This is a genomic window from Mesorhizobium sp. NFR06 (assembly GCF_900115245.1).
Taxonomy (GTDB): Bacteria; Pseudomonadota; Alphaproteobacteria; order Rhizobiales; family Rhizobiaceae; genus Mesorhizobium.
The window spans coordinates 157,255-183,318 of record NZ_FOVT01000014.1 but is presented as its reverse complement, the minus strand read 5'-3'; the positions used below and the strand labels follow the sequence as shown (position 1 = coordinate 183,318).

Sequence of the window (26,064 nt, the reverse complement as noted above, 5' to 3'; positions counted from 1 at the left end):
CCCGCTTATCGAGGGGATGACGCTTGCGGCCTCCGAGAATGGCTATGCGCTCTCGATCTTTTCCACCGGACCGGAGGAGGATCAGCTCTGGTCGCGCGGCGCTGGCAGTCCGGCACCTCAATCAATGTCCAGGGCCGCATCTCGAAGGCCGGCGACGCCGACGTGCGGTGCGCGCGCTACGAGGCGGCGTCGGGGCTGATGACGCGCTTCAAGGGCTCCGACAAGGTCAAGAGCTGGGGCCAGACGATCGCCAAGCGCTCCTGTGACCGCATGGCCTGCGTGACGGTGGCGCGCAAGCTGGCGGTGATCATGCACGCGCTCTGGAGCGACGGCACATCTTGCGTCGGCGATCCGGCGGCAAGCCAAGGCGGGCGCCGGCCGGCGCGCGTACTACAAGGCCCGCAAGCTTTTGGGAGCGTATCAATGAGCAGAAGGCCGACAGTTAAACGCACGGCGCCTGCGCCCTGACGGGCGCCATCTGATACAAGCGTAATCCGCTCCGGCGGATGCGGACCGATGCAGAGCAGGGACGACGGAGCGCACGTTATCTTATGAGATGGCCGCCCCTCCGGTTCCGGACAGACTGTCAGTCCATGTCAAAAGGAGTAAGGAAGATGAATATCGCCGTTCTCGGAATCGATCTTGGAAAGACGCTCTGCAGCCTAGTCGGCCTCGACCGCGAAGGAGCGGTAGTGCTGCCTCGTCGGATGCTCCGGCCATCCCTTGCTGCATTCGTCGAAAAGCAACCGCGCTGCATCATTGGCATGGAGGCGTGCTGCAGCGCTCATCACCTCGCTCGTGAGTTTGCCTCGCGCTGGCGCGGATCGCCTGGGCCGTGATGTCAAACCAGCGCCCCTACGAAGCCGTGATGGCCTCCAGAGGGTAACGAGTCTGTCGAGCGGGCGCGTGCCGGCAACTGCTCGGCCGCATGAAGTCTGCGGGAGGATGTATCTAGAGATGGCCCAACGGTTGATCGGCGTTCGGCAAACCTGTCGGCAGGCAGCGGCCCTTTCGAGGTCGTGTATCTTGTTAGGAGCCGGGCGCGCGAATCTCCATCTTGGCAGGACGCCTGAAGCGTCGAGGCCGGATACATTGGTGCAGACCGGTTGTTCCACTCAAAACATTCCGCTTGCAGACGGGGCGGGCCAGACACTGCCTGCGGCCGCGCTGATCGCGAAACGGCCGGACCGCGCCGGATTGCCGTGACGATGCTCTGTCAGTCCGATGAAAAAATGCACCACGACGGTTCCAGTGCTGCTTTCATGCAGCCGGTAGACCCCGTCGCAGAGTGCGGAAGACTGCACGGCGCATCGGAACTTGACGTCAGAACGCGGCGTCGCAGCGAAGAGAATAAATTCGTATATTACCGCACCAAAGGAGAGGAACGACGATGTCGAAAAGATCACCGCAAACACAACCGATTAAGATGGCAGGATAAAAGGGCGCACATTGCGCTGCGGTTGGGCAGTTGTTTTTCAATAAGTTAGGAGGTGATTTTGCAACGTGTGAATGTTCACGGCACGTTGCTTCAACAGTGATTTCTTAGCTATATCCGTGACTTAATGCAACGTGCGCCGGTTTAGGCCCGGCAGCTGAGGAGGCGGGGGCCGGGAAGGGGTATGGTCAGAAACGACAGCGAGATGCTCGACAGAAAACCCAGTTCTCTGAAGAGGACGCGTGTCCCTGGGGACCTCTGGTCGGCAGGCATCTGAACTGGTGGATATTCAACGTTAAGGATCTCGTCGACCTGACTTGCGGCGACTAGCGATCGACGGTCGGCATGGCTGCCGCAGCGGTCTTCTCCGCGGCCCTGAAAGCCGACGTCGCCAGCGTCGGCCGTAGGAAGGCGGCCGAGCGCAGGCTCGACCTCGGATCCAAATTCGGTGCACATCGCTGCAATACCTTGGTAAGTCGCTCTGGACCGGTCGGCTCTGTCTCCTTTTCGCCATCGGATAATGGATGCCGGCATCGATCCGTCGTTCGATGCGCGTTCGCTCAAGAGCTACGCTCCGGCGATGGCCGCTGGTGAGGAAGGTTTGGGGCTATTCATTCGTTGTTGGGAGTTCGAAGGCAACGGCATGCCAACATGGACTACTGATCGTATGTTCAGTCTCAAAAAGGTAAGCGGTGTTCTCAGGCCACGGCCTTGAACTCAGGAGCGCGGATGTAGGCCCAAGGCAGGAGATCGTCGATCTGGCTGTTGGAGTGGCCGTTGACGATCCTGGTGAGCACATCGGCGAGGTAGCCGAGCGGTTCGACGTCGTTCAGCTTGCAGGTTTCGATCAGAGAAGCGATGACGGCCCAATGCTCGGCTCCGCCGTCGGAGCCTGCGAAGAGTGCGTTCTTGCGGTTGAGGGCAATGGGGCGGATCGAACGCTCGACGGTATTGCTGTCGATCTCGATGCGGCCGTCGTCGATGAAGCGCGTGAGCCCCTCCCAGCGTGACAGCGTATAGCGGATCGCCTCGGCGAGCTTGGTCTTCTGACTGATCAGGCCGAGCTTCTGGCGCATCCACGGCTCGAGCTCGGCCAGGATCGGCTGGCTTCTTTCTTGGCGCACGGCATGGCGTGCATCCGCAGTCTGGCCGCGGATTTCGTCTTCGACGCGATAGAGTTCGGCGATGCGCCGGAGCGCCTCGCTGGCGATCGGCGCTGGGCCGGCCGCGGCGAGTTCGTAGAAGCGCCTGCGAACGTGTGCCCAGCAGAAGGCGAGCGTTGCGCCGTTCTTCTCGGCGAGCACGCGATAGCCGCCATAGCCGTCTACCTGCAGGATTCCGGCAAAGCCCGCCAGATGGGCAATCGGCCGCTCGGCCTTTCGGTCCGGCGCATAGACATAGGCGACGCCCGGTGGGTCGTTCCCGCCCCACGGCCGGTCGTCGCGGGCGTAAGCCCAGAGCTGCCCGGTTTTGGTCTTGCCGCGGCCGGGGTCGAGCACCGGCGCTGTGGTCTCGTCGGCAAAGAGTTTTGGTGAGGCTTTCAGCTTCTCCAGCAGCCGCTCGTGGACTGGACGCAGATGCCAGGCGGCGCGGCCGACCCAGTCGGCGAGCGTGGAGCGGTCCAGATTGATGCCCTGCCGGGTGTAGATCTGCGCCTGGCGATAGAGCGGCAGGTGATCGGCATATTTGGAGACCAGAACCTGGGCCACCGTCGCCTCGGTCGGCAGACCACCTTCGATCAGCCGGGCGGGCGCCGGAGCCTGCACGACCACGTCCTCGCAGGCACGACAGGCATATTTGGGCCGGCGCACGACAATCACGTGCAACTGCGCCGGCACGATGTCGAGCCGTTCGCTGACGTCTTCGCCGACCCGATGAAGTCCGTTGCGGCAGCATGGGCAGGCATGGTCCTCGATGTCGACGACCATCTCGATGCGCGGCAGATGCGGCGGCAGCGCGCCCCGGTTCGCCCGCCGCTTAGCGGTGCGCTCCCTGTGCGTGGCCGGATCGGCGCGTTCGGCCTCTTCCTCGCCGGCCGCCTCGATCTGCTCGGCCTCCTCGAGGCCAAGGAGCAGTTGATCTTCGGGCAGGCTCTCGGCGCGGCGGCCGAAGCGATGACGCTGCAATTCCTTAATGATCTGGGTCAGGCGAGCATTCTCGACATCGCGCGCCAGGACCATCGCCTTCAGCACATCCGGATCGTCGGGAAGCTGGTCCGCCGTCATCGCCATGACCGAATGAGACCATATTCGTCGGGTACCAGGCGACAGCGGAATCGAGGCTGATTCACTTGGTCGCGGATCAACCCGCCTGCGCCGGAGCGAGCGTCCGGCGGGCTTCATGAACACGCCGCCAATCAAGCCCTTCAAGCAGCGCCGACAACTGAGCGGCCGTCAGCCGCATCACGCCATCCTGCACTTTCGGCCAGCGGAACTCGCCATCCTCCAGACGCTTCGCATAGAGGCAGACGCCGGTGCCGTCCCAGAAGATCAGCTTGATCCGATCCGTTCGTTTCGCGCGGAAGACATAGACTGCGCCGCTGAACGGGTCCGCGCCCATCGTCTCGCGCACCAACGCAGCCAACCCCTCCGCTCCCTTGCGGAAGTCGACCGGCTTCGTCGCCACCATGACCTTGACGGTGCCTGTCGGTCCGATCACGACGTTGCCTTCAGCGCACGGATCACCGCCGCAACCGTCTTGGCGTCGGCGCCGCGGCCAACCCGCATTGTGATGCCGTCGATCTCGATCTCGATCACGCCAGCGTCGGGGGCTATCTTCCGCCGCCGCGGCCCTGCTCGACGCGGCGGCGCGGGCTCCGGAGGCGTCACCACCGCCGGCACGAAGGTCGGGGATTCCTGCTGCGCCGAAGCGGCCTGTTTGCGCGCTTCGCGCCGCCAGGCGAACACCTGCTGTGGCCTTAGACCGTAACGCCGCGCGACTTCGGAAATGATTGCGTTCGGTTCCAGCGTCTCCGCGACGATCCGCGCCTTGTCATCCATCGACCAGCGACGCCGGCCGCCAGCGCCGTTGATCACCTCGAAACGCCGGGGTTGCCGCTCCGGGTCAAGCGTAAGGTCAAGTCCAGACACAAGCCTATCTCCGATCCCAATACAGGATCGGCAACCTCACAGATCGCGATCACTCCCGAAAGGTGGCCCCGAAACACCGCTTACTCAAAAAGCGCAACGTAAGGCGTTCAACGCGGTGGCTAGGGTGCGTAGCAAAGGCGCTCCGGAAGAATTTCGCAGCGTGGAGCATTGGCTATACCTACACTGCGGCTCGAAGCCGATCGTGTTGGAAAAGCTATCGATCAGCAGGGCTTGCCCCTCCTACTGAGCGTTATCGACATCTTCCGGCTTTAGACCGCGACGGTCGGCATACTCGATTAATGCGAGCTCTATGACAGACGTCACCGAGCGACGTTCGACCGCTGCAAGGTGCTCAGCCATCGCTAGCACAGACGGATCCAAACGCGTCGTGAAAGGCTTCTTCGTCGTTTTCGCCATGCGGCTTGCACTTGGTTCCAAAAAGATGCATAAGAAAGCACGTGCAATGCAATTGCGGGGCACGTGCAGCGGTCGACCGGAGTGCGCGAACACTCTGATCGACCTGACCACACCCAAGCTGTTGAGAGCTCGGATCATGGCTGATTCCGACAATAGCACGCCTTTGTCTTTCGTCACCCGCAGCGAACTATTTCGCGCACCAACGGCTCAAATGGTTGGATCGCAGGCGGAAGCCCTTGCCCGTAACGATCTAGAAAGAGACCAACCTGCTGACCCTGCGGTAGCAGCCTGGCGCGAATGGCAAGCTGCTCAGGAAGAGACTGAACGTTTAAGCCGTGAGCAGCAGCGTTTGGAACGGAAGCTGGTAGAGACAGTCGGTTTTCCTAACGTGATGATCAAATTGTCCGAGGGTAGGACCGTTACGCTACACTCCCTTGAGGCGGTTCGCGATGTGATCTGCGTCGGTTCTGTAGACGTGGCGGTCGGAGCGAAGGCAGAGGCCGATTTGGCGGCTCATCAGGCGCGCTGGGACGCCTCTGACCGGACGATTGGGTATTCCGCCACGTTGCGCGCTGAGAGTCAGGCCGCTGATCGGGCGGAGGCGTTCCTTGAAGCATTGTCAGAAACGCCGGCTATCTCCCTTGCCGGGGTGGCAGCGAAACTTGATGCCATACTCAGGGAGGGGCAACCGTCGAAGGACGATGCGGAGTTTCCTTGGGCTCAAATCCGATTGGTCCTGGAGGATATTGGTCGGATCGGTGGTCAGACAAAGCTAAGGTGAATACACAAGTCCGTTTCAAGCACTTGGCAGCTCCCGTATCAATTCCAAAGGTTTGGCGAGTCTCGCGAGGGGGAGCCTGCCGCGACCAATTTCTTCTGTAAGGGAGTGATGCAATTGCGAAAAGCATTGGTGGCGTCAACACGCCCTCGCGTCATTCAGGCATGGCCAAAGCCCGAAACCGAGTGTAGCCCGCATCCCGCAGATCAGCACGTCGGCAGGCAAATCGCGATGGTTCGCGTCCAGTCGGACGCATCGCAAGCCCAGCTTGCCCGATCCGTAGGCATCAGCTTCCAACAGCTTCAGAAATATGAGAACGGCAGGAACCGGGTGAGCGCATCCATGCTCTACGAGATCGCTACGTCGCTTGGCGTCCCAGTCAGTCGCTTCTTCGAAGGCTTACCTGGCAACGAGACCACCCGCGTGGTTCTGCCTCTGCCGGTCGACCAGCGCATCGAATTTATCGCCAGTGCTGAAGGCCGGCGCCTGATCGAGGGGCTGATGCAGCTTCCTCCACGGGTGCGTGCTCGCGTAGCGGCTGTAATCGCCGCATTGGGGGAGGAATTGGCAACTCTCGATGCGGAAACGAACACCAAGGCGAGCGACGAACCCACGTCTGCTGCCCGCCAGACTGGTTGTTAGACGCCTGCGGCGGTTTCGTAGCAAGACGCGGGTTCGTCAGCGGGTATTCAAAGCAGGGCAGTTCCCATGCCCCAGCTTCGCACCGGCCATCTGTTGCCTCTCTCCTTTTCCTCTACGTGAAGTGAAAATCCCTGAATCGTTTCGCCTCGAAGCGCGGCAGCATGTCGGAAAATTGCGCCCTGGTAACGTCAAGAGAGAGACTCAGCGACGGCAGCTAATCGGCTTCAAAAAGAGCGCCGGCGTCGGGATGTTCAGTCTTCATGGGAGTGGGGCCATGATCATGGCGACGCCAGGCCAACCGCTTGAGCACGCTGCCTGGTCAGTCGAGTTGAGGAGCAGGGTTGCCACCTTGCGGTGCTCTTCCGCCAGGTCATAGAACTGCTGGGAGGCCATTTTCGCTGGTTGAGCTAAGCCCATCCGACATGATCCTTTTTGGAGAGCCTCAGAAACAGATCGAACCAGAGCCGGTATTCGGGATTTTCGCCATTGCCAGACACTTCCAGGGCACAATAGGCGACCGAGGTACGGTAGCGTCCTTGCCGTGTTTTTCCATGGCTGCCACTATCGCCTCGTCGTCCGTTGGAGGTGGCTGAGAGGCGCGTGTGAGCTCGCATACCGGTGCAATCCTGCTGCTTTGAATTGCATCCGCGAAAATCCCGCGTATTCTGCCTGTGCGCATGTGAGCATAAGGTGGCGCCTGGCGCCTTGATAGGCCACCACAATAAGAACCACCGTCGGATGGCGACCGACAGGCTGATGTCACGAACGCCACTCCAAGCAGGATGATCCTCTCATGGATTCCCATGCCGTTATTGCGTCCCTGCCAGTCACTGGGACCGACCGTACTGTGCTGATCAATGCCGCCAATGCAGCGTTCGAAAGGATTATTGGCCGGATGGAGCCTGCCAATGAGGAGCTGACTCGAAGCTATTGGGATGCCGAGAGTTATGTCGACAACGAAATCACCGCATCCATGCTGCCGATCTCACTGGACTACGCCGCGTACCTCGTTGATGTAATTCTCATGCCACATGTCGCTCAACTGGCGGGCGCCGCAGACGAAGAGGCAGCTAAGTCTCGACCTTGAACCTCTCCGGCTGCAGCTGGTTTTACCAGCCGCTTGGGCGACTGTGCGATCAATACCGAGACCTTTGCCGCCACCTGATCAAGGGTGGCGGTGAGGCGGTTGACCTGCGAGACGTTTTCGACGAGCTCGGGGCCGTAGCGGGTTACGAGATATTCTCGGTTTTGACTGAGGGACCGAAGATGGCTTGCCGTTTTTGCGCGAAGACGAAGGCCTGCCTCCAAGGCCTGTTCTGTCCGCGCCGACAGATCGTGCTGCAGTTTGCGGATTTGGTTGGGATTGTGACCGCGATGGAGCAGCAGCGCGGTTAGATAGAGTTCGATCGCGTGAATTGCTGACAGCCTGAACGGCGCTCGGCTAAGGGGTTTGCCGGGTCGGCCGAGTTCTAGAAGGTGATGTGCAGCCTTTCGATATTCTTCTGCAAGCTCGTGAATTTGCTGGGGCGATGCCAACTCGCCCGGATACTTGTCTTCCCCAATCGCCACGTCTACCACCCCCCTAGCGTCTTCGGTAGTAAGCATCCCATGCCAGCTTGATGTCCGCAAACGTCCATTCCCGTCGCCGGCCGTAGGCAGGACTTTGGCGGGTGGCGCATCCGGTCAATCCAGTTTCCCTTTGGAATTTCATGAACCAAGCCGTGGACTTTCGCTTGCCCGAGCTTGTGGTCTGTATCCGGCGAATGACTCCGCTGTCCGCCCAATGCTCATGCGGGTTGGGACGGGAAGCAGGGTCGGCCAGGTAGCTACGAAGCTTCTGTAATGTGGCTTCTTCCGGTGCCTGGTGGAGGTCCGCACGGAGTTCCCGGACGGCCGGCGCTGCGCCTAGCCTTGCGGCCTCGGTCAACATATCGCGCAGTTGCGCGCTCGACAGCACGATCGCCTGAAGGGCTTCCATAGACCTGACTTTCTTTGACGGGAGGGGGCCGAGAGGTCGGCGCCGGTTCATTGCGTCACGGCCGAAAAATGACGTCAAGCACTGATCTGACAAAGGGCTTCAACCAAAAGGCGTTTCAGAATTGCTTCCCCTCGTCGATAAGCTTCATGATCCTAGTAGCTTTCCCCTTGAATTTAGGTTTCTTCGCCAGCTCCTTTACGCGCTTTTCTGCCTCGTCGTAATCAAGAAACGGCTCGATATTTTGTCGAGCCAGAACGGTGACGATACCTCTATTGCTCGTGTTGATCTGCGACGTGAGCTCCTCTAAGGTTTCTAGAAGCCCCTCATCCAATTTGCTGTGATCACCCAACAACCGCCGGGGGCCATCCTCATCGCCGGCTTGTTGCCATGCGAAGAGAAGGCTTAACGGGCGAGGGGATTGCTGAATTTCTTTTAGGGTCATTGCCTTATAGCGCGAGACCATGATGCGGATCACATCGTCCAGCTGCGCCTCAGTGGCCAGCACCCAATCGCTGTTGTGACGACCCCGGTCTCCGAACCGGCCATGGGCAAAGATCTCATGTCGAAACACAAACGTAAGCCACCCGATTGCAGCCCCCTTTGCGAACACGTCGCGGGTTGCGATATCGCGTTGAGCCGGTCTTAGCCGCGCCAAAAGCAAGCTTACGAGTGGCAGCGTCCTGTCCCAAAGGGAACTGAAAACAAACCCGTCGAAGGGGCGAAGACGGAAGGCGTCGTCCATACTGTTTGACAAAGCCCTCAAGAGGTTTCGACACTGCTTCCCGTCGAGCAATTCGTAGGCGCCGCCTTTTAACCGCTCGATCATCAAGTCAGCTTTTGTAAGTGTACCGACCGCATTTTGGCGCAGGAGCGTTAAGAGCACGGCCGCCGTTTGATCCGGCCCAGCTGCCAGCGCGTCCCGCAGGGTGTCGAAATCGCTCTGCGTCAGGGCGTGCGAGGGGGCGGCCATCGCAAAGTACAGCCTGTAGTGGTCGGGGCTCGCCAGACGCCGGCTTTGGATTGCCTCATCTCTCGTTCGTTCATCGACCCTCTCGAAAAGCTGGAATGCAGGTCCGCTTTGCGAGAAGTTCGGCGTAACCCCAGCAAGTTGTGCCGAGAAAGAATGCCGGTAGAGATGGTCGTCGAATATGTGTTCGCCGGCTGCAGCGTCAAGTGCAGCCAGTTGCTGGCTTTTCTCCGCCTCCTCCACCCGAGCTGTTCCCAATGACAGAGCCGCCGCCGTGCCACAGTATTCTTCGATCCATCGATACAGCGCCGTGTTGCCGTCTTTGATCAGCTGCAGCCAGACCAGGTCCGCCAAATCGGCGTCAATTTCCAGGAGAGGCGGCCAAAAGAAGCGAATTGAATCCAGTGCCCGAACTACAGACCTGGGGGTTCGCAATCGCCGGCCGCCCTCCTGATCGATGACCTGGCGAAGCCGCTCGCGCTCGTCCTCATTCTTTGCCGTGCCAATTTCCTGCAATGCCTCAGCAAACCACTGGCGCAATTGGAAAGCTTCCGGCCTGGGCACCATTACCGTGAGCTGAATGATCTTCTCAAGGAAAGCCCGACCATTCTGGACGCTAGCGGCTGCCTTAATGCTATGCGCCAACACCTCACTGTCGTAGCAGAGTAGATAGATTACGTTTGGGAGATCGACGACCGACCTCACTAGGCGAAGGATTTCCAGAATTTCGCCTGGCTCCAGTCGATCCACGTCGTCGATGGTGACTACGAAACGGTGGCCGAGCTCGCGCAACGATTTGACAAGCTGATCCTTGAGATCCGCCAACTGGGGGGACGCTTGGGTTCCTGTGGCCATTTCGCCGGCGGCTTTCAGGCCCTTTCCGGCCAATTTGACCGCGCCGACCCCGGCGACATCCCCTGCCAATTCAACTATTCCCCCCGTTTTGCTCAACGCGGACATAAAGCTTCGTAATGCTTTGCCAGCTTTTCTAGCCTTTGTGACTGAAATCCGCGTCGCGTCCCCGGCCGCAAGGGTGACCTGATCCAACTGGTTGGAGAGCTCGGCAAAAAGGCTGGTAATAAGGGCGTCTCTTTTGCCAATCAGCCAAGGCCGGAAGTGGATGACCGTCGGCTTCGCCGCGGGAGGTAGTTTGCTGAGTTCGTCCCCGACCAAAAACAGCAAACTCGACTTTCCAGACCCCCATTCTCCTTCAAGCCCGACTACCAATCCGTCCTCTGATGTCCGGTCGACCAAGGATGTGGCGATGCGCTTTGCTACTTCGCGGTAGCCAAGTTTATCCTGGTCGCCTTCGCCCAAGGGGCGATCGCCTCGTACTGCATCGTTTTCTTTAGGTGCCATGGGCCGTATTTCCAAATATTTCAAAGATATTCAGTTTACTTCATTGTGCGTCAAAGTGGCTAGTGTATTGAAGCGCCGGTTAAATGCCGAGCAGGGCACCAAGTCGCTCGGTAACTGGGCGTAACGGGTCAACCAAACCAAGATCGTAGATCATCGTGGTTTCAAGGTTTCCTTTGTGATCGACGTAGTGGGATATGGCCTCGTGCGAGACGCCTTGGCCGGTGAGCATCAGCGAGATCGCGATCCGTTTGAGGTCGTACAGCTGGAAATGCTTCGGCACGCCGGGGAGGGCCTTGAATCGGTCCAGGCTCTTTCGGAAGTTGTCGCGGGGCTGGCTCTGGTCGGTATGGGAGGGGAACAGCAATTTGCTGTCAGGCCAGCGTTGGCGCTGGGCCCGCACCATCGCGGCAACCCGGGAGTGGATCGGCACTGAGCGGTAGGCGTACTCGTAAAGTGATCGCGAAAGCTTGATGCCCTTGGTGTTGTGCTTATGCCAGACGAGCGTCTCTAGTTCGAAATGTTCAAATTCGGCTTTTGCCAGGTCGCTTGGCCGGGCCATCGTCAGGAACAGGATCCCCCTGAAATTGCAGAGTTCCAGCATTTGGTCGTTGGCCGTCACCAACCGCGCCTTGGTCAGCGCCATATCGCGCTTGGCAAAGCCCTCCAGGTGGTCGACTTCTGGGAGCACTTCGATGGAGGGATCGACGCGGTCGATGTCGGGGTCCTTACCGAGGCTGAGCTCCTGCTCGCGCTGGATCACCGCCAGACGGGCGGACGCCACGCTGAGGACTACGGTTGAGCCGAGAACCTTGCGGCAGCGCTTGCCGTTCAACTGAACGAAGGATTTGTGGCCCGGCGCCGTGACGCGCAGCCCAAGGCCGGCAATGGAGCCATTGCGGATTTGGCCCTTGGCGGCTACCGCGTAGTCCCAATAGAGTTCCTGGTCCTTGTCAGCCGGGCAAATCGCATCGAAAACAACATCGTCAGTCAAAAATATCTTGGGCATTTCATGTCACTTCCATGTAACCGTTTTATAGCAAATGTTACATGAGAAGTACAATATAGAGTGATGCGTAACGTCAAAAAAATGACGCAATAACAAATGATTATATATTTTACTATTATGAGAATATTAGCCAGATCGCCTTGGTAATGACGAGGTCGGAAGTTCAATCCTTCTCAACAGCACCATGAATTTCAGTGGTTTACACGATTGGATCGCGGTAAAAACAGCGGTCATGTAACATTCGTGTAACCAGGGCGCTCGCCAGGACCCGCTGCTGCGAATTTTCGGGCGTTCAGGAGCGGGACGAACACCTCGATTCGATGTTAAAGTACCCTGAATCAAGGAGATGATCATGATCAGTCCAGACAAATATGCGCGCTCGGTTACCCTGCTGTGCCCTACGTGCGGCAACACCCAGTTTGAGTTCGAAGGCTCAGACCACAACGTCAACTCGATCCGTTGCCCCTCGTGTGATCGTACTTTCACGAAGGAGGAGCTGATCCACGAGAATGGTGAGGTGGTCTCGGCTAGTGTTGATGAAATGTCGAGAGAAATTATCAACGATATTACGAAGGACTTTAAGGCCGGCCTCAAAAAGGCGTTCCAAGGTTCGAAGTTCATCAAGGTTCGCTGATGGGCCTCCAGATCGACCTCGGCGATATCGTTGCCTTGTTGGCGCTAGGCTTATCGGCCTGGTCGATGAAAAAGACTTTCGATTTCAACAAACGTCAAAATGAGTTCATTGAGACGAATGAACGGCTCAACCAGTTGCTCATCGAAAAGGAGTCGCTTGAGAACGAGTCATTGCGGAAGGCGGATATCTCGGCAAATTTCATAGCCATCGGCAAAGGCGAACGATTGAAGGTATTCAATCGCGGCCGAGGTACGGCGCGCAATGTCCGTATTGAAATCCTGGATGGCGAAGAGTTGTTTATGAGCAGCGACATCGGCCGGAAATTTCCGGTGCCGATTCTTGAACAGCATCAGTCGGTCGAATTAATCGTTTCGAGGCATATGCAGTCGCCCAATCGGGCTCACATTAAGCTTGTATGGGACGATGAATCGGGGACGAACCGTGAAAAGGAACTTACGCCGGTTCTCTGATTAGCACTCAGTACGGTCGACGATGGACGCCCCGATCCGTATTCTCCCAGCCCTGCCATTACCTGTTTGTCATCCATTTGTAGTTCATTTTGTAACAATAAGTTAAGCTCCGAAGATGCGGAACCAAATAGATTTTAGACAGATTCGCTCCCATGGCGGTGGTCAAGACAAAGGATTTGAAGAGCTGCTTTGTCAGCTGGCATCCCTTGAGCCACGTGAGCCGGGGGCCATCTTTTATCGCAAAGGAATCGGAGCCGATGGGGGCGTAGAATGCTTCTTGCGCAACAGCGACGGCACTGAGACAGGCTGGCAGGCGAAGTACTTTTTTGAGTTGGGTAGTTCGCAACTCGGACAGCTCAATAAGTCTATCAAGCAGGCGTTGGAAAAGCATCCGAAGCTGAACCGTTTCATCGTGGGGCTTCCATTCGACCTCAGGGACTCCCGAATTGCCAGCCAGCAAACGGAACTGCAACGATGGGAAAGGTGGGTGCAGCGCTGGAAACGCGAAGCGAAACAGGCATCCCGATCGCTTGAAATTGAACTTTGGGCAGCCAACTCCCTGACCGAACGGTTGAGCCGCAGAGCGCCTCAGTACGCGGGCCGATTGGCGTTCTGGTTCGATGCGACGGTTCTCACGCCGGATTGGTTCAGAGAGAGATTTGCCGAAGCCAGAGAAGGCCTCGGAGCTCGTTACGTCCCAGAGACCAACATCGAGCTGCCCATTCGTCGGACCATGCAGGGCTTTTGCCGCGACCCTGCGATGGTGGAAGAACTGGAAGCCTGGTCTGGCAAGGTCAACGAATTTGGATATCGATCCGTAGAGGCACTCAAGCGGCTCGATGAGAAGGGCTTGCAGCCCATCGCGACCGATCAGCTTGCCGCGACGATGCGCGACTTCCTTCGTATTCTGGCAGGAACGTCAGCGGATCCCGACTACATCTTTCCCATCGCGGAAATTCTGGGCGCCGCAAGGGCAATGCGGAAGGAAAGTGCGAACTGTGAGCACGTGCTGTGGGACCATGAGCGTTCCAATGCGAAGGGGCGCGACAACGTTCAATACGCAGCAAGCAGCCTACGCCGCCTGTCCGATGTGCTTGAGGACATTGCTGAAGCCTTGAAGAGCGATCGTTGGCAGATTGCAAACAGTCGCCGCTTGCTCGTCAATGGGGAGGCCGGGGTTGGCAAGTCCCATCTCTTTGGGGATGTTGTTGAGCATCAGGTCGCTCGAGAATGGCCGGCTGTCCTCATACTGAGCGGGACATTAGTTGAAGGCGATCCCTGGTCCCAGATCATTGCGGCCCTCCATCTTCAGGGTATTTCTACCGAAACGCTCCTTGGAGCACTTGACGCGGCTGGGCAGGCAGCGGGTACGCGCACTGTCATTTTCGTTGACGCGATAAATGAGCGGCACGGGATCGATCTCTGGGCCGCTCGGCTGCCATTGTTCCTTAAGTCGATAGAGGCGTTTCCGCATGTTGCCACCGCTCTCTCGTGCAGATCGACCTATTTGCGGTACATCATTCCAGATGATCGACCTATCAGCGGCCTCTCGCGTGTCGAACACGTGGGTTTTGCCGGCAACCCAAATGCGGCCAACGAATATCTCGATCGGCGCGGCATCATCCGGGTGGCCGCCCCGAACCTCATCCCAGAGTTTTACAATCCGCTCTTTCTGAAAACCTGCTGTGATTTCCTCGAGCGGGAAGGGCAGCGTGAGCTACCCCGCGGCCTCACCGGTGTTACTTCGATTTTCGAGTTCTATAGCCAGGCGATCGCGAGAACCATCGAAGGGCGTTTGAAACTCGATCGCACCCGACGCATCGTATCTCAGGCGCTCCAAAAGCTCGCCAGTGCATTTGATGAAGGCTATCGGGGCTATACCGACGTTTCGACGGCCAACGCGATGCTCGACAAGCTACTTCCGCCAGATGGGACGGTCGATCGAAGCCTTTTGACGCAGCTCGAAAGCGAAGGGGTGTTAGCGATTGAGCCGACTACCGACGAGGACGGGTCGGTCACAGAGGTTGTGCGATTTACCTTCGAGCGATTCAGCGATCACAGGATCGCAACCCTTCTGCTGGACACTCACCTTGACACAGAGAACCCACCGAACTCGTTCGAGCCTGGTTCGGTCTTGTACGAGTGCATTCTTGGCGAAAGAGCATATGAGCGCGCGGGAGGTGGTGGAAGCGCTTGCGGTTCAACTGCCCGAGCGTTGCGGTCAAGAACTGCCCGATCTGGTACGAGCTCCCGCTTTCAATGGCTGGCTCGTGCACGATGCGTTTGAGAAGAGTGTTCTCTGGCGCGATCAAAAATGCTTCACCCGACGCACGCTCCAACTGCTTGAACGCAATTCGCAACGCGATCAGCACCAGGTATTGCGGACGTTGGTGGCGATTTCGACCGAGCCGGACAATCAGTTCAATGTGCTGTTTCTCCACAAGCGGCTCATGAAATTGAAAATGCCGGCGCGCGACAGCATCTGGTCGCTATTCCTTGTCGACGAGGGCGAGGGGGACGGCAGCCCAGTGGAAACCCTTATCGCGTGGTCGCTGCGCAACGGGCTAAATGCCATCGAAGATAGTCGTGCCGAGTTGGCGGCAATTGCTCTGAGTTGGATGTTTTCTACCAGCCATCGGGCTGTTCGCGACCGCGCAACCAAATCGCTATCGGCGTTGCTTGCGCCCAGACTCAAAATCGCTGCAAACCTGATCCGCAGGTTTCGTCACGTCGATGACCCTTACGTGTTGGATCGGGTACTTGCTTCTGCCTATGGAGGAGCGCTACAAGGAGTTCATAGTTCGGGCCTGGCCGAACTGGCCCGCGCGACATACGAGTCCATATTCGAGGACGGTCGGCCTCCGGTACATGTTCTTACGCGCGATTATGCGCGCGGCATCATCGAACTGGCGATTGCGCTCAATGCTCTTCCTGCCGGCGTGGATCTAGCAAAGGTAAGGCCTCCGTACCAAAGCGAATGGCCGCTTGAAGACGTTTCCGAGGCACAAATCGAGACCTACACAGACGAGTATCCGAGTGGCCGTTACACGGACAGCATCGTCAGTTCCACCGTCAACGACGGTGATTTTGCCCGCTATGTTTCTGACCACGCCGTTGGCAACTGGACTGCGCTAGGCATTGAATGGGCGGGATATACTCGGGAACAAATCTTCGCGAGGTGGCGGGATGGGTTCCTGTCCAAGCACTCAGGGAGCGGCAAGCTGCTTGACGATTTGCTCGCGGCTGCCGAAGCGTTGCGACAAGCCTATGAGCGGCTTGGGCCGCCGATATTCAGCTTCGAGCTTGTTGAGACAGGAAAGAGGGCGCGAAAGAGCAAGGATAAACTCTCGCCCGAATTGACCAAGCTTGAAAAAAGGCTAGATCGCGCGGAGCAGAAGCTGCATTCGGTCATGAGCGATGCCGAGTGGCATGACTATCAGCTTCTCGGCCAGGCTCATGTGCACGCCGACATGCCTTGGCGCCGGCGTCTATATGAATGGCCGCCTCGCCCTAACAGGGGAGCTATGCGGCGTTTGATATGCAAAAGAGCCCACGATCTTGGCTGGACGCCGGAGCGCTTCGGCAAGGTTGATCGCAATCTTGGTGGCGACAGGCACGATCACCGAGTCGAGAGAATTGGCAAGAAATACCAGTGGATCGCGCTTCACCAGATCGTTGCGCAGTTGGCCGACCATCTAGCCTTCAAGGAACATTTTGATGACCCGATCGGCATCTTCGAGGGCCCATGGCAGGCCCTCAGCCGCGAAATGGACCCGTCTCTCCTTGCGACGAATTCGCATGGGGACCAATGGCGGCAGTGGGATCGAACTTGGTGGATGCCGGCGGTCGTTAAACTCCGACCAATGGAGCCGGCGGCACGGCTGCTTTGGCTCGACAGCCCCGACGATCTGGTAAGTAGCGAAGCTCTCATCAGAGCGCTGGACCCAAAAACCGGGCGAAAATGGTTCGTGATTGAGGAATTCGCACTCTGGACCCAATATGGTGTGCGGCAAGGGGATAGGCGCCTCGAACGCAAAACGTGGTTTCATTTACAATGCATTCTAACGAAGGACGCTGACCTCAACGCTCTTGTCGACAGTTTTTCGGGCAAGTCGCTGAACCAACGAGATCTACCGAAGATCGAAATGCCTTTCCGGGGTTATCTCGGCGAGTTTCCTTGGCATCCCGTCTATTCTGATATCGTTTCTTGGATGCCCGCTGGGGGATGGAATGGATTGCCTGTGGCGGCCCAGGCGCTGGTGACGAACTACCTTGCGGAGCGCAGCGGTCACGACTACTCGATCGAGGAGACTTTCAATTTCGACCTGCCGAGCCCTGGCTTGATCACCGGCCTCAATCTCCATCTGTCCAACGGCAACGAACTAACCTATTCCGACGCCGAAGGCATCGTTCGGTTTTTCGACCCTTCGACAAAGGAGCCTGGTCCCAGTGCTGCACTGGTTGACCATGATGCATTCCTCGCCTTCTTGAGGCGAGAAGGGCTTGCCGCGGTTTGAGTCATCAACGGAGAAAAGAGCGTCCATGGTGGGCGGCACGACCGCGGGTACGGCGGGGAGCGTTCGATCACCTCTGTTTATTGGCTGGTCGGAAACCAATTTCAAAGGCGAGAGCATTTTGATGGGCTTAAGGCAACGCCGGAACAGGTCGACGATCTTTTGAAGGAGTAGGGCGGTAGCGCGTGGGCTTTGAATTGTGACATAGGGGGTCCTGGTTCCAAAAATCGGCCCCCACGAAAAAGAACTTCTGCAATGGCTTTCACTCCCGCCCATGAAATCCCTATAGAGATTAGACGAAAAGCCGCCGCCGTTCACGAGGCAGGGCACGCCCTGGTAGCGATCCTCTTCGGGAGGAGAGTGACCGGAGCGATGCTTCGTCTGCCAAACGGACTAAGCGGTGAAACGCAATTTGAGCAAGAACCTGCGGTGTCGCTGGATTTCAACGTCACGGCCGATCGGCACATCGTCGAGAATGCTGTCATCGTCCTTTTGGCCGGGCAGATCGCTGAAGCACAGCACTGGAAGAAACTGGCCGCGCTTTATAGCCCCTTGGTGGACACGCATCGGCACGATGATGACGAGATCGCCAAGTTGAAATTAGGGTTCCGTTTCAGCCCTGAGAAGACGCCGGCTATATGGCCCACTGCACGCAAAAGACGAAGACATCGTCTTGCGAAAGGAATCGCAAGCCGCAATCGAAGACATTTCGAGAAAGCTGGCCGACAAACTCTCGATCAGTAGGGACGAACTGGACGAGATATTGGCTCGACATAACCTGATCGAAGCAAATAACGCTTCTGCGTCGAGCCCTTCGGAGAGCGATACCGCGCAGAGGCAACTCGAGCAAGCTACGGACGCCGCTCCCTCCAAGTGTGAACCAGAAAAGTAGCCATTGCCCCAGCAAGATTGACCGCCAGCACGGCATGCCGCCCTGACAGTCGGGCCGGTTCTCGGTCTCTCCATGCGCGTCGCTAAGCCTGGGTCTTCGGCAATTTCTAATAAGCGCCTGCTCCGACCAGCAGAGAGTCATCATAAGATCAATGGAGGTTCATGCCGCCTGCATTTCGCGGTCGTTAATCGCGGGGCCGCTGATCCACGCCGCCCAGAGCCTAATGAAACGCAGGAACTCGTCCTCTGTCGTCACGACCACCCGGTAGGTTTCAGCTTTGGCCTGCTGATCGGCGCCTTCCTCATAGCGTGAAAGAAAAGCGAGGTAATGCACCTGATCCCCCTCGCGTTCCTCACCATCCTTGTTGAGATAGACGATGTTCCTATGCGCCAGTGCATTCCGGATTGCCCGCAACACCTCATCGGCCCTCTTTCTCGGCAGAAAATCTTCGGCATCCTTTGCCAGTGGGTGTTTGCCATCCCGCGCAACCCAGTGTTCGACGGAGTCTGCGCTCTTGACGATATGCGACTGCCGCCAGTCGCCCGGGCTTTCCCCTTGCCAGAAAGGTGCCTCGACAAACTTTACCTTGCTGAGTTGGCCTATCGCGGCCATCATCTGATCGTCCCGCTCCCGATGCAGGAAATGACGCGCTTGGGCGCGCTCGAACGGAATAGTCAGGACGGCCGCAGCCGCCAACAGGGAGAATGATCCGACCAAGCGCTGCTCCCGCGCAAATCCCTCAACGGCATTGATCAGCTGGAGATACCGGCTTGGATATTCTGCGGCCAGTCTGTGTGGGATAGCCATGCAACGCCCTCTCGTTCTTTGAGAGAGGACATTATCACAGCTACCGGCATCCAAGATTCTGGCGAAGAAGGCCAGCATCCGTTACACAAACCCTTACACAAATGTGCGATCGAGCGCTCATTGGCAGTTGCCGGTATTTTTCGGCATGCCAAATTATTCAGGAAAAATAACGACTTACACCTGATAGGCTGGTGCCCCCGGACGGAATCGAACCGCCGACCTTCGGTTTACAAAACCGCAGCACCTTCGAAGCTTTCTCCCTTAGTTGCACGATCATAGCGCTCGACCCAGCCGACGCCGGCTCACCTCAACTATGCAGCATTCGCCGCGTGGATAGCGTGAAGCGTCTCGGGCTTTAGATGTGTGTAGCGTCTCAGCATCTTCCAATCTTTGTGCCCTGTAACCAACGCTACCTGTTCGATTGTGAACCCAGCTTCGAACAGGCGGCTCGTTCCTTCGTGCCGCAAGTCGTGAAAATGAAGGTCGTGGATGTCCAGGTCAGCGCACCCTCGGCGAAAGGCGGTGCCGACTGACCGATGGTTGAACGGGAAAATTCGATCGTCGTCATTGCTTCGCTTGGCCAGTCGTTCCTCGACAATGGCCCATGCATCGTACCCAGTTGCCGCGAACAAGGGTATGCGTTGATTGTTCCCGTTTTTGTTTCGCGGGTCTTTCCGGTCACGGATGAGAAGCATCCGCGTGCGGGCGTCCAAGTCGGACCAACGCACCTTGCAGATTTCCTCCTGGCGCATCGCGGTTGCGACGGCGAAACGTATGATTTGGCTAACCGGTGCAATTTGCCGAGCGTTCGCATCGAAGTGACCGATTAGCCTGTCGAGTTCATCCTGCGTCGGCCGCCTATCGCGCTGATGGCCCTTCCCAACCAGGCCAAGCCTCTTCAGGGCGATACGCGCGAGATCCACCGGTTCGACCTTGACGGGCAGGCCGTGAACCGCAGCGGCATGAGCCAGAATGAGTTTTACAAAGCCGATGTCGATACCGAGAGTCATCGGTCCGGCACCTTGGGCGGCCCGATCGCGACCAAAACGAATGAGCCGTTCGCGATCAAGGGCTGCGATGTTGCACTTCCCCAGATGTCTCTGGAGCATATTGAGGGCTGCGGCCTTGGAGCGGCGAGGGGACTTGCCTACATCGCACATGTCGTCGATATGAAGGTCGATGAGTTCGCCGAAAGTTTTCAGGCGCGCTATACGGGACTTGGTCGGCGTCTCACCGCGATCGACTTGGCGCTCGGTTTCGGTTGCCCAGCGCCGTGCGTCGTCTCGGCGCAGGAAGGTCTCGCTGACGTAGCGACCTTTGCGACGGACTTGGACGCGCCAGGAACCGGACGAAAGCTTTGTGTAGGTGGCCATTTTTTCGTGTGCGCTCCGTGTGCACTGAGAGATCGAAACGTGGCGAAAAGGGTCGTATTTTGGCGTAAATTCGTGTGCACTCGGCAGGTTCTAACGATTTGATGTTAAAGAAAAAATGCTGAAAAATCAAGACCATAGACTGGCCGTGGCGCCCATGATGGACTGGACAGATCGGCATTGCCGGTTCTTCCACCGCCAGTTGACGCGTCGGGCGCTGCTCTACACCGAGATGGTTGTGGCCGACGCCGTCATCCATGGCGCGCGCGAACGACTGCTCGGTTTCGACGATGTCGAGCATCCGGTCGCGCTGCAGCTCGGCGGATCGGACCCCGCAAAGCTTGCAGAGGCAGCGCGGATCGGCGAAGCCTTCGGCTATGACGAGATCAACCTCAATGTCGGCTGCCCGTCCGACCGCGTCCAGTCGGGAACGTTCGGCGCCTGCCTGATGCAGACGCCGGTTCTGGTCGCCGAGTGCGTCGCGGCGATGAAGGCTTCGGTGAAAATCCCCGTCACGGTCAAATGCCGCATCGGCGTCGACGATCAGGACCCGGAGGCTGCTCTCGACAGTCTCGCCGATGGCGTTCTCGCAGCGGGCGCCGACGCGCTCTGGGTGCATGCCCGCAAGGCCTGGCTGGAGGGGCTGAGCCCCAAAGAAAACCGCGAAATTCCACCGCTCGACTATCCGCGGGTTTACCGGTTGAAGGCCAGAAAGCCGAACGAATTCATCGGCATCAACGGCGGCATTCAATCGCTCAGTGAGGCGTCGGCGCATCTCGGGCATGTCGACGGCGCGATGCTCGGCCGCGCCGCCTATCATACGCCCGGCATCCTTACCGGCGTTGATGCCGCTTTTTACGGAGAGGCGGCTGAAGCGTTCGACTATTCAGCGCTGATCGACGCCATGGCCGGCTATGCGACGCGCCACATCGAACAGGGTGGGCGGCTCGGTCACATCACCCGCCATATGGTCGGACTGTTCCACGGCTTGCCCGGCGCGCGCCGCTTCCGGCAGATACTCTCCACCGACGCCAACAAGCCAGGCGCCGGGGCGGAAGTGTTGAAGACCGCGCTGTCGGCGATCGATTTCGCGGCGGTGGAAGCCGAAGCGGCCTGAGTTTCCGTCGAAGCGCGTCGCGCTGAAACAGCGTCGGGCGGCGCGCTTCATGTTCCATGTCTTTGCTTTGATGCATGGCACCCCAAAGCCGTTGCTCGTTGTAGCATCAGTCCCGCAGGATCATGCGATCGCCGCGCACGTCGAAGCCCGACAACGAACCGATGAAGTTCATGCCGAGCAGGCTTTGCTCGAGCATGCCGGGCGCGGCGACCATCACCAGCATATCCTTGCGCACGATGCCGCCGATCGCCACCTCGTCGGTCTTGACCGTCGCCGCGCGCGCCATGCCGTTGGCGGTGGCGACGTCCACGCTGTAGCTGAGCGCCGCCGGGTTGAAACCCGCCGCTTGCGCATCTTCGGCCATCAGCACGGTGCTGGTCGCACCGGTGTCGACCACGGCCCGCACCGGCGTGCCGTTGACCAGGATGCGGGCCTCGAAATGGCCATTGCCGGCTTTATCGAGCGTGACGGTCGGGCGGCCATTCTCCACGCCCAGGGCCAGCGGGCTGCCCGGGACAAGGCCGGCGGTCACGCGGCTGGCGACGTCCTGCAGCTCGTAGCGATACTGGTAGCCGGCGATGAGCACGAGCACGAACGCGGCCCAGACGCCCAGATTGCGCGCCATGTCGCCCATCGGCCGGCCGGAGCGGAGCAGGCTCGCGCCGATCACCATGACCAGCACGCCGACCCAGATCAGCCGGCCGAAATCATTGTTGTCGATGCCGAAAGTGCGGCCGGCGGAATTGTTGAGCATGAGCAGCACCAGCCCGACGCCGAGCACCGCCATCACGATCCAGAACAGCCGGTTCATCGGTTCTTTCTCACAAAACGCCGCGCTCGCGCGCCATGCGGGTACGCCGGGTTTCGCGGCGCGGCCGCCGCTCGACCGTTTCCAGCCGTGCCGGCAGGTCGGCCATCACCGTCCGGCGCATGTCGGGGGTCATCGTGAGCCAGCCGGAAATCTCGTCGCGCGTGCGGCCGCAACCGAAGCAGAAGCCGGTTTTCATGTCGATCGAGCAGACCAGGATGCAGGGGGATTCGATGGCGGTCATGCTGTTCTCTTGCCTTTATTCCACATGGTGCAACCGCAACACCAATGCAAGCCCTTCGCATTGCGCCGCAAGGCAACGCTTTCGCGGCATCGGCAAGCGGTTGTGCCGGCCGGAGAAGGCGGCTATGCCGCTTGCGACTTCCGCAACGAACCTGCGACCGACATAAATGACCGCAACGCCTTTCGACGATTTCCGAAGCCTTCTGGCGGCGCTGCCGCCCGCCGATGACACGGCGGATTCCCGTGTCCGCACGCTGTTTGCCAAATCGGAGAAGCCGAAAGAATCGCTCGGCCGCATCGAGGACATCGCGGCCTGGGTTGCCGCCTGGAGCGGGCGCGCGCCGCCGGCGATCAACCGGCCGCTGGTGGCGATCTTCGCCGGCAATCACGGCGCCGTCAGGCACGGCATTTCGCCGCGGCCCGTCGCGGCGACCGCCAATGAAGTCGAGCTATGCGCCGCTGGCGGGGCCGCGATCAACCAGGTCTGCATCGCCAACGATCTCGGCCTGAAAGTCTTCGACCTGGCACTGGATATTGCCACGGGCGACATTGCCGAGGAGGCCGCGCTCGACGAGCGCGGTTGCGCGGCGACCATGGCCTTCGGCATGGAGGCGGTCGCCGGCGGCGCCGACTTTCTGTGTCTCGGCGATCTAGGGGTCGGTAATTCAACCATCGCCGCCACGCTTTGCGCCGCCCTGTTCGGCGGCAATGGCGTCGACTGGGTTGGTCCCGGATCGGGCGCCGATGCGGCGATGATGGCGCGCAAGGCCGAGGTCGTGGACCGGGCGCTGGCGTTTCATGGTTCCGGTCTCGGCGATCCGCTCGAGGCCTTGCGACGGGTGGGCGGACGCGAGTTCGCGGCGATCTGCGGCGCCATTCTCGCCGCCCGCATGGAGAAGATCCCCGTCCTGCTCGACGGTTTCGCGGCGACCGCCGCCGCCGCCGTCCTGCATGCGGCCAATCCCGGCGCGCTCGATCATTGTCTGCTTGCGAGCCTGTCGCCCGAGCCCGGACACGCCAAGGCGGCCGTGAAGCTCGGACTGCGGCCGCTGCTCGATTTCGGGATCGGTCATGGCGAAGGGGTAGGGGCTGCGCTCGCCGCCGGTATCGTCAAGGCCGCGGCGCTGACCAGTTCCGGCATGGCGGTGGCTGTCCGGCGTTAGAGCATTTTACCGTTTCACGGAAACGGCGAAACGCTCCATCTCTTTGTTTTGACGCAATTCCTGACGGAAAACCGTATCACACTTTTCCTGGAATTGCTCTAGAGCCGGCGGATCAGCGGCGCCCGCGCGTGACGACAGCTTTGGTCGGCAACGCCGGCAGTTCCTCCATCACCCGGCTCAGCGGGAAGATGGCGATCGCCTCGGTGCCCTCGCGCAGTTTGGAGTGGAGCTCGAACTCGCCGCCATGCATGGCAAGCAGGCCCTGCACGATCGGCAGGCCGAGGCCGGTTCCCTGTTCGGCGCTCTTGATGGCGATCGAACCCTGGCCGAAGGCGGAGAGCACGACCGGGATCTCCTCTTCCGGTATGCCCGGGCCGTTGTCCCTGACCGAAATGTACTGGCCGCCGCCAGCCGTCCAGCCGACGCGCACGCGCACCTCGCCGCCTGACGGGGTGAACTTGATCGCGTTGGACAGAAGGTTGAGCGTGATCTGCCTGACGGCGCGCTCGTCGGCGAACAGGCGCGGCAGCGTCTCCTCGAATTCCTGAATGACGCGGATGTCCTTGTTGCGGGCGCGCAGCTCCATCATGTGGCAGCAATCCTCGACAATCGTCAGCAGGATCACCGGCTCCTCGTTGAGCTGGTAGCGGCCGGCCTCGATGCGCGAGAGGTCGAGGATCTCGTTGATCAGGTCGAGCAGATGCTGGCCGGACTCATGCACGTCATGGGCATAGTCGCGGTAGGTCGGATTGTTCATCGGCCCCAGCACTTCATTGGCCATCACCTCGGAGAAGCCAAGAATAGCGTTGAGCGGCGTCCTGAGTTCGTGGCTCATCGAGGCGAGAAAGCGCGATTTGGCCAGATTGGCGTCCTCGGCGCGCCGCCTTGCCTCGTCAGACATCGATTTCGCCGTCTCCACCTCGGCAATCAGCGCGTCTTTCTCCGAGCGGAATGAGAGCACCATCAACGAGGCCTGATTGAGATGGCGCGCGACATAGCCGAAGAAAGGAAGTGCCGCGATGAGGAGCGCCGCCATCGTGGCTTCGATCGGCGTCCACTGGCGCGCGATGGTGTAGACGTAAACGGCAACGGGAATGGCGAAGGTCGCGAACAGGGCGCCGCCAAGCGAGGAGGCCATCACGGCGGTCGTCGTCATGGCGATCAGGAGCACCATCGCCTTGGCCACGTGGAACTGGTCGATCTGGCATGTGTCGCAGCCGATCCAGGCGAACCATGCCCAGCCGAGGCCGCACAGAAAATGGCCGATCAGGAAGTCGCGGCGCGTTTGCGCCGGCTCGAGTTCGGCTGCTTCGGTTCGCTCCACGCGGCGCGCCATGAAAGCGACGATCGCGTAGCAAAGCAGCGTCGACAAGGCCCAGATGGTGATCTGGTCGTCCAGGCCCGCCAGCCGGCCGATGGCCGCAACGGCAAGCACGAGCAGCGGCATCGCGACCGCGCTGACCACCATGGCGCGCGCATGCAGTTTCAGCAGTTCACGGTCGAAGTCCAGGCTGCCTGCCTGCTGCGAAAGTCGGTCGCGCGTCTTGCGCACCGCGCGCGCCACATCGCTGTTGCGGTGCGGTTTGCGACGGTCCACAATGAATTTATCCGCTGTGTTCGAGCGTAGCAAAGGCATGCCAAGTTCAATTTCTGCGCGCAGCGATTTTCAGTTCGTTAAGCTACGTTCGAATGATTAAGAGACTGTTTGCCATATGAGCCGTTTCGGGCCGCGCGGACTGCGCCGGCGCTATGCGGCAAGCCCGCCGCGAAGCCTATGGCGCAGGCTGCTGGACTACGGACTGGCCGTCCTTGTGCTCGGACTGCTGATCCTGGTGGCGGCACGCCTCGACCGCTTCGAGACGCGCAAGGAGCAAGGTACGGCGATCGTCAATGACGGCGATTCGATGACGCTCGCGGCCGAGCGCATCCGCATGCGCGGCATCGACGCTCCGGAATATCAGCAGACTTGCCAAAAGGCCGGCGCCGACTATCCCTGCGGCAAGCTGGCCCGGCAGTCGCTGGTGCGGCTGATCGCGGGCCGGCCCGTTTCCTGCAGCGGCTGGCAGCGCGACCGCTACGGCCGCCTGCTCGGCGACTGCAGGGCTGGTGACACCGACCTCAACCGCGCCCAGGTGCAGGCCGGGTGGGCGGTTGCCTTCGGCGACTTCGAGACCGAGGAAGCGGCGGCCAGAGCGGCCAAGGCCGGCATCTGGGCAGGCATCTTCGCGGTGCCCCAGGACTGGCGCGACAGCCATCACGATGCGCCGGTCGAGCGAAAGCACGGCATGCTGGCCTCGTTCGGCGATGCGTTGCGCGAAATTTTTCACTTCTGGTGATGGATGGCCCCGCGCTCTATGATCGGCGAAGAACCTGGA

Annotated in this window: 22 protein-coding genes and 2 pseudogenes; 12 read left to right on the top strand and 12 right to left on the bottom strand. The window is 59.5% G+C overall.

Annotation, left to right across the window (positions count from 1 at the left end; translation table 11 throughout):
- A pseudogene (locus tag F3H96_RS31645) lies at positions 1-468 on the top strand (hypothetical protein); the annotation flags it as partial.
- Positions 469-614: 146 nt separating this feature from the next.
- Positions 615-800 (top strand): annotated as a pseudogene (locus F3H96_RS31250) (IS110 family transposase); the annotation flags it as partial.
- A 1,333-nt stretch (positions 801-2,133) separates the two neighbouring features.
- On the opposite strand, the gene F3H96_RS23035 reads toward F3H96_RS31250, so the two are convergent.
- The 3 genes from F3H96_RS23035 to F3H96_RS23025 form a co-directional block, all read right to left on the bottom strand.
- On the bottom strand, positions 2,134-3,666 hold the full coding sequence (locus tag F3H96_RS23035; protein ID WP_149803994.1) for an IS66 family transposase: 1,533 nt from the start codon (positions 3,664-3,666) through the stop codon (positions 2,134-2,136).
- Positions 3,667-3,736: 70 nt separating this feature from the next.
- Positions 3,737-4,093: an IS66 family insertion sequence element accessory protein TnpB gene (gene tnpB / locus F3H96_RS23030; protein WP_149803993.1), complete on the bottom strand. Its 357-nt coding sequence runs from the start codon at positions 4,091-4,093 to the stop codon at positions 3,737-3,739.
- A complete protein-coding gene (locus F3H96_RS23025; RefSeq protein ID WP_244620115.1) occupies positions 4,090-4,470 on the bottom strand; it encodes a transposase in 381 nt (126 codons plus the stop codon). The genes tnpB and F3H96_RS23025 overlap by 4 nt, the downstream gene beginning before the upstream one ends.
- A 364-nt stretch (positions 4,471-4,834) precedes the next feature.
- Here F3H96_RS23025 and F3H96_RS23020 point away from each other — a divergent pair, with 364 nt between their 5' ends.
- The 3 genes from F3H96_RS23020 (at position 4,835) to F3H96_RS23010 (ending at position 7,448) form a co-directional block, all read left to right on the top strand.
- Positions 4,835-5,722 (top strand): hypothetical protein, encoded by an 888-nt coding sequence (locus tag F3H96_RS23020; RefSeq protein WP_244620114.1) that lies wholly within the window; start codon positions 4,835-4,837, stop codon positions 5,720-5,722.
- Positions 5,723-5,875: 153 nt separating this feature from the next.
- Positions 5,876-6,361, top strand: coding sequence for a helix-turn-helix transcriptional regulator (locus F3H96_RS23015; protein WP_280177787.1), 486 nt, complete (start codon positions 5,876-5,878; stop codon positions 6,359-6,361).
- A gap of 793 nt (positions 6,362-7,154) precedes the next feature.
- Positions 7,155-7,448, top strand: coding sequence for a hypothetical protein (locus F3H96_RS23010; protein ID WP_149803991.1), 294 nt, complete (start codon positions 7,155-7,157; stop codon positions 7,446-7,448).
- On the opposite strand, the gene F3H96_RS23005 is transcribed toward F3H96_RS23010, so the two are convergent.
- From F3H96_RS23005 to F3H96_RS22990, 4 genes are all read right to left on the bottom strand, one after another.
- A complete protein-coding gene (locus F3H96_RS23005) occupies positions 7,400-7,930 on the bottom strand; it encodes a hypothetical protein (RefSeq protein WP_244620112.1) in 531 nt (176 codons plus the stop codon). The two genes, F3H96_RS23010 and F3H96_RS23005, sit on opposite strands and share 49 nt — an antisense overlap.
- A 13-nt stretch (positions 7,931-7,943) precedes the next feature.
- Positions 7,944-8,339: a hypothetical protein gene (locus F3H96_RS23000; RefSeq protein ID WP_149803989.1), complete on the bottom strand. Its 396-nt coding sequence runs from the start codon at positions 8,337-8,339 to the stop codon at positions 7,944-7,946.
- A gap of 115 nt (positions 8,340-8,454) precedes the next feature.
- A complete protein-coding gene (locus tag F3H96_RS22995) occupies positions 8,455-10,665 on the bottom strand; it encodes a P-loop NTPase fold protein (protein WP_149803988.1) in 2,211 nt (736 codons plus the stop codon).
- Positions 10,666-10,744: 79 nt separating this feature from the next.
- Entirely contained in the window at positions 10,745-11,671 is a 927-nt protein-coding gene (locus F3H96_RS22990; RefSeq protein WP_149803987.1) for an integrase family protein, read from the bottom strand.
- A 352-nt stretch (positions 11,672-12,023) separates the two neighbouring features.
- Here F3H96_RS22990 and F3H96_RS22985 point away from each other — a divergent pair, with 352 nt between their 5' ends.
- From F3H96_RS22985 to F3H96_RS22970, 4 genes are all read left to right on the top strand, one after another.
- Positions 12,024-12,305 (top strand): hypothetical protein, encoded by a 282-nt coding sequence (locus F3H96_RS22985; RefSeq protein WP_149803986.1) that lies wholly within the window; start codon positions 12,024-12,026, stop codon positions 12,303-12,305.
- The gene (locus F3H96_RS22980; RefSeq protein WP_149803985.1) at positions 12,305-12,775 is read left to right on the top strand and encodes a hypothetical protein; all 471 of its coding nucleotides are present in this window, start codon (positions 12,305-12,307) and stop codon (positions 12,773-12,775) included. The genes F3H96_RS22985 and F3H96_RS22980 overlap by 1 nt, the downstream gene beginning before the upstream one ends.
- A gap of 2,150 nt (positions 12,776-14,925) precedes the next feature.
- Complete coding sequence (locus F3H96_RS22975; protein ID WP_188131504.1) at positions 14,926-17,292, top strand: hypothetical protein; 2,367 nt, start codon at positions 14,926-14,928, stop codon at positions 17,290-17,292.
- 252 nt (positions 17,293-17,544) lie between these two features.
- On the top strand, positions 17,545-18,033 hold the full coding sequence (locus F3H96_RS22970) for a hypothetical protein (protein ID WP_149803983.1): 489 nt from the start codon (positions 17,545-17,547) through the stop codon (positions 18,031-18,033).
- A 307-nt stretch (positions 18,034-18,340) separates the two neighbouring features.
- On the opposite strand, the gene F3H96_RS22960 is transcribed toward F3H96_RS22970, so the two are convergent.
- Both F3H96_RS22960 and F3H96_RS22955 read right to left on the bottom strand, forming a co-directional pair.
- On the bottom strand, positions 18,341-18,988 hold the full coding sequence (locus F3H96_RS22960; protein WP_149803982.1) for a hypothetical protein: 648 nt from the start codon (positions 18,986-18,988) through the stop codon (positions 18,341-18,343).
- 311 nt (positions 18,989-19,299) lie between these two features.
- The gene (locus F3H96_RS22955) at positions 19,300-20,361 is read right to left on the bottom strand and encodes a site-specific integrase (RefSeq protein WP_149803981.1); all 1,062 of its coding nucleotides are present in this window, start codon (positions 20,359-20,361) and stop codon (positions 19,300-19,302) included.
- Positions 20,362-20,476: 115 nt separating this feature from the next.
- Here F3H96_RS22955 and dusA point away from each other — a divergent pair, with 115 nt between their 5' ends.
- Positions 20,477-21,475: a tRNA dihydrouridine(20/20a) synthase DusA gene (gene dusA, locus F3H96_RS22950; RefSeq protein WP_149803980.1), complete on the top strand. Its 999-nt coding sequence runs from the start codon at positions 20,477-20,479 to the stop codon at positions 21,473-21,475.
- A gap of 106 nt (positions 21,476-21,581) precedes the next feature.
- Here dusA and F3H96_RS22945 read toward each other — a convergent pair whose 3' ends face one another.
- Both F3H96_RS22945 and F3H96_RS22940 read right to left on the bottom strand, forming a co-directional pair.
- Complete coding sequence (locus F3H96_RS22945) at positions 21,582-22,286, bottom strand: TIGR02281 family clan AA aspartic protease (protein WP_149803979.1); 705 nt, start codon at positions 22,284-22,286, stop codon at positions 21,582-21,584.
- A 10-nt stretch (positions 22,287-22,296) separates the two neighbouring features.
- Positions 22,297-22,527, bottom strand: coding sequence for a DUF1289 domain-containing protein (locus F3H96_RS22940; RefSeq protein WP_149803978.1), 231 nt, complete (start codon positions 22,525-22,527; stop codon positions 22,297-22,299).
- A 166-nt stretch (positions 22,528-22,693) separates the two neighbouring features.
- On the opposite strand from F3H96_RS22940, the gene F3H96_RS22935 reads away from it, so the two are divergent.
- The gene (locus F3H96_RS22935) at positions 22,694-23,689 is read left to right on the top strand and encodes a nicotinate-nucleotide--dimethylbenzimidazole phosphoribosyltransferase (RefSeq protein WP_149803977.1); all 996 of its coding nucleotides are present in this window, start codon (positions 22,694-22,696) and stop codon (positions 23,687-23,689) included.
- A 112-nt stretch (positions 23,690-23,801) separates the two neighbouring features.
- Here the strand turns inward: F3H96_RS22935 and F3H96_RS22930 are convergent, their stop codons facing one another.
- Positions 23,802-25,325 carry a HAMP domain-containing sensor histidine kinase gene (locus F3H96_RS22930; RefSeq protein WP_149803976.1) on the bottom strand — a complete coding sequence of 508 codons (1,524 nt, stop codon included), beginning with the start codon at positions 25,323-25,325 and terminating at the stop codon, positions 23,802-23,804.
- 76 nt (positions 25,326-25,401) lie between these two features.
- Here F3H96_RS22930 and F3H96_RS22925 point away from each other — a divergent pair, with 76 nt between their 5' ends.
- Positions 25,402-26,025, top strand: a complete 624-nt coding sequence (locus tag F3H96_RS22925; RefSeq protein ID WP_149803975.1) for a thermonuclease family protein — start codon at positions 25,402-25,404, stop codon at positions 26,023-26,025.
- Positions 26,026-26,064: the final 39 nt, after the last annotated feature.

Coding starts and splice junctions, on each gene's coding strand:
- F3H96_RS23035 (WP_149803994.1), bottom strand. CDS start 3,666: ATGGCGATGACGGCGGACCAGCTTCCCGACGATCCGGATGTGCTGAAG.
- F3H96_RS23020 (WP_244620114.1), top strand. CDS start 4,835: ATGACAGACGTCACCGAGCGACGTTCGACCGCTGCAAGGTGCTCAGCC.
- F3H96_RS23010 (WP_149803991.1), top strand. CDS start 7,155: ATGGATTCCCATGCCGTTATTGCGTCCCTGCCAGTCACTGGGACCGAC.
- F3H96_RS23000 (WP_149803989.1), bottom strand. CDS start 8,339: ATGGAAGCCCTTCAGGCGATCGTGCTGTCGAGCGCGCAACTGCGCGAT.
- F3H96_RS22995 (WP_149803988.1), bottom strand. CDS start 10,665: ATGGCACCTAAAGAAAACGATGCAGTACGAGGCGATCGCCCCTTGGGC.
- F3H96_RS22990 (WP_149803987.1), bottom strand. CDS start 11,671: ATGCCCAAGATATTTTTGACTGACGATGTTGTTTTCGATGCGATTTGC.
- F3H96_RS22985 (WP_149803986.1), top strand. CDS start 12,024: ATGATCAGTCCAGACAAATATGCGCGCTCGGTTACCCTGCTGTGCCCT.
- F3H96_RS22980 (WP_149803985.1), top strand. CDS start 12,305: ATGGGCCTCCAGATCGACCTCGGCGATATCGTTGCCTTGTTGGCGCTA.
- F3H96_RS22970 (WP_149803983.1), top strand. CDS start 17,545: ATGGCTTTCACTCCCGCCCATGAAATCCCTATAGAGATTAGACGAAAA.
- F3H96_RS22960 (WP_149803982.1), bottom strand. CDS start 18,988: ATGGCTATCCCACACAGACTGGCCGCAGAATATCCAAGCCGGTATCTC.
- F3H96_RS22955 (WP_149803981.1), bottom strand. CDS start 20,361: ATGGCCACCTACACAAAGCTTTCGTCCGGTTCCTGGCGCGTCCAAGTC.
- dusA (WP_149803980.1), top strand. CDS start 20,477: ATGCTGAAAAATCAAGACCATAGACTGGCCGTGGCGCCCATGATGGAC.
- F3H96_RS22945 (WP_149803979.1), bottom strand. CDS start 22,286: ATGAACCGGCTGTTCTGGATCGTGATGGCGGTGCTCGGCGTCGGGCTG.
- F3H96_RS22940 (WP_149803978.1), bottom strand. CDS start 22,527: ATGACCGCCATCGAATCCCCCTGCATCCTGGTCTGCTCGATCGACATG.
- F3H96_RS22935 (WP_149803977.1), top strand. CDS start 22,694: ATGACCGCAACGCCTTTCGACGATTTCCGAAGCCTTCTGGCGGCGCTG.
- F3H96_RS22930 (WP_149803976.1), bottom strand. CDS start 25,325: ATGCCTTTGCTACGCTCGAACACAGCGGATAAATTCATTGTGGACCGT.
- F3H96_RS22925 (WP_149803975.1), top strand. CDS start 25,402: ATGAGCCGTTTCGGGCCGCGCGGACTGCGCCGGCGCTATGCGGCAAGC.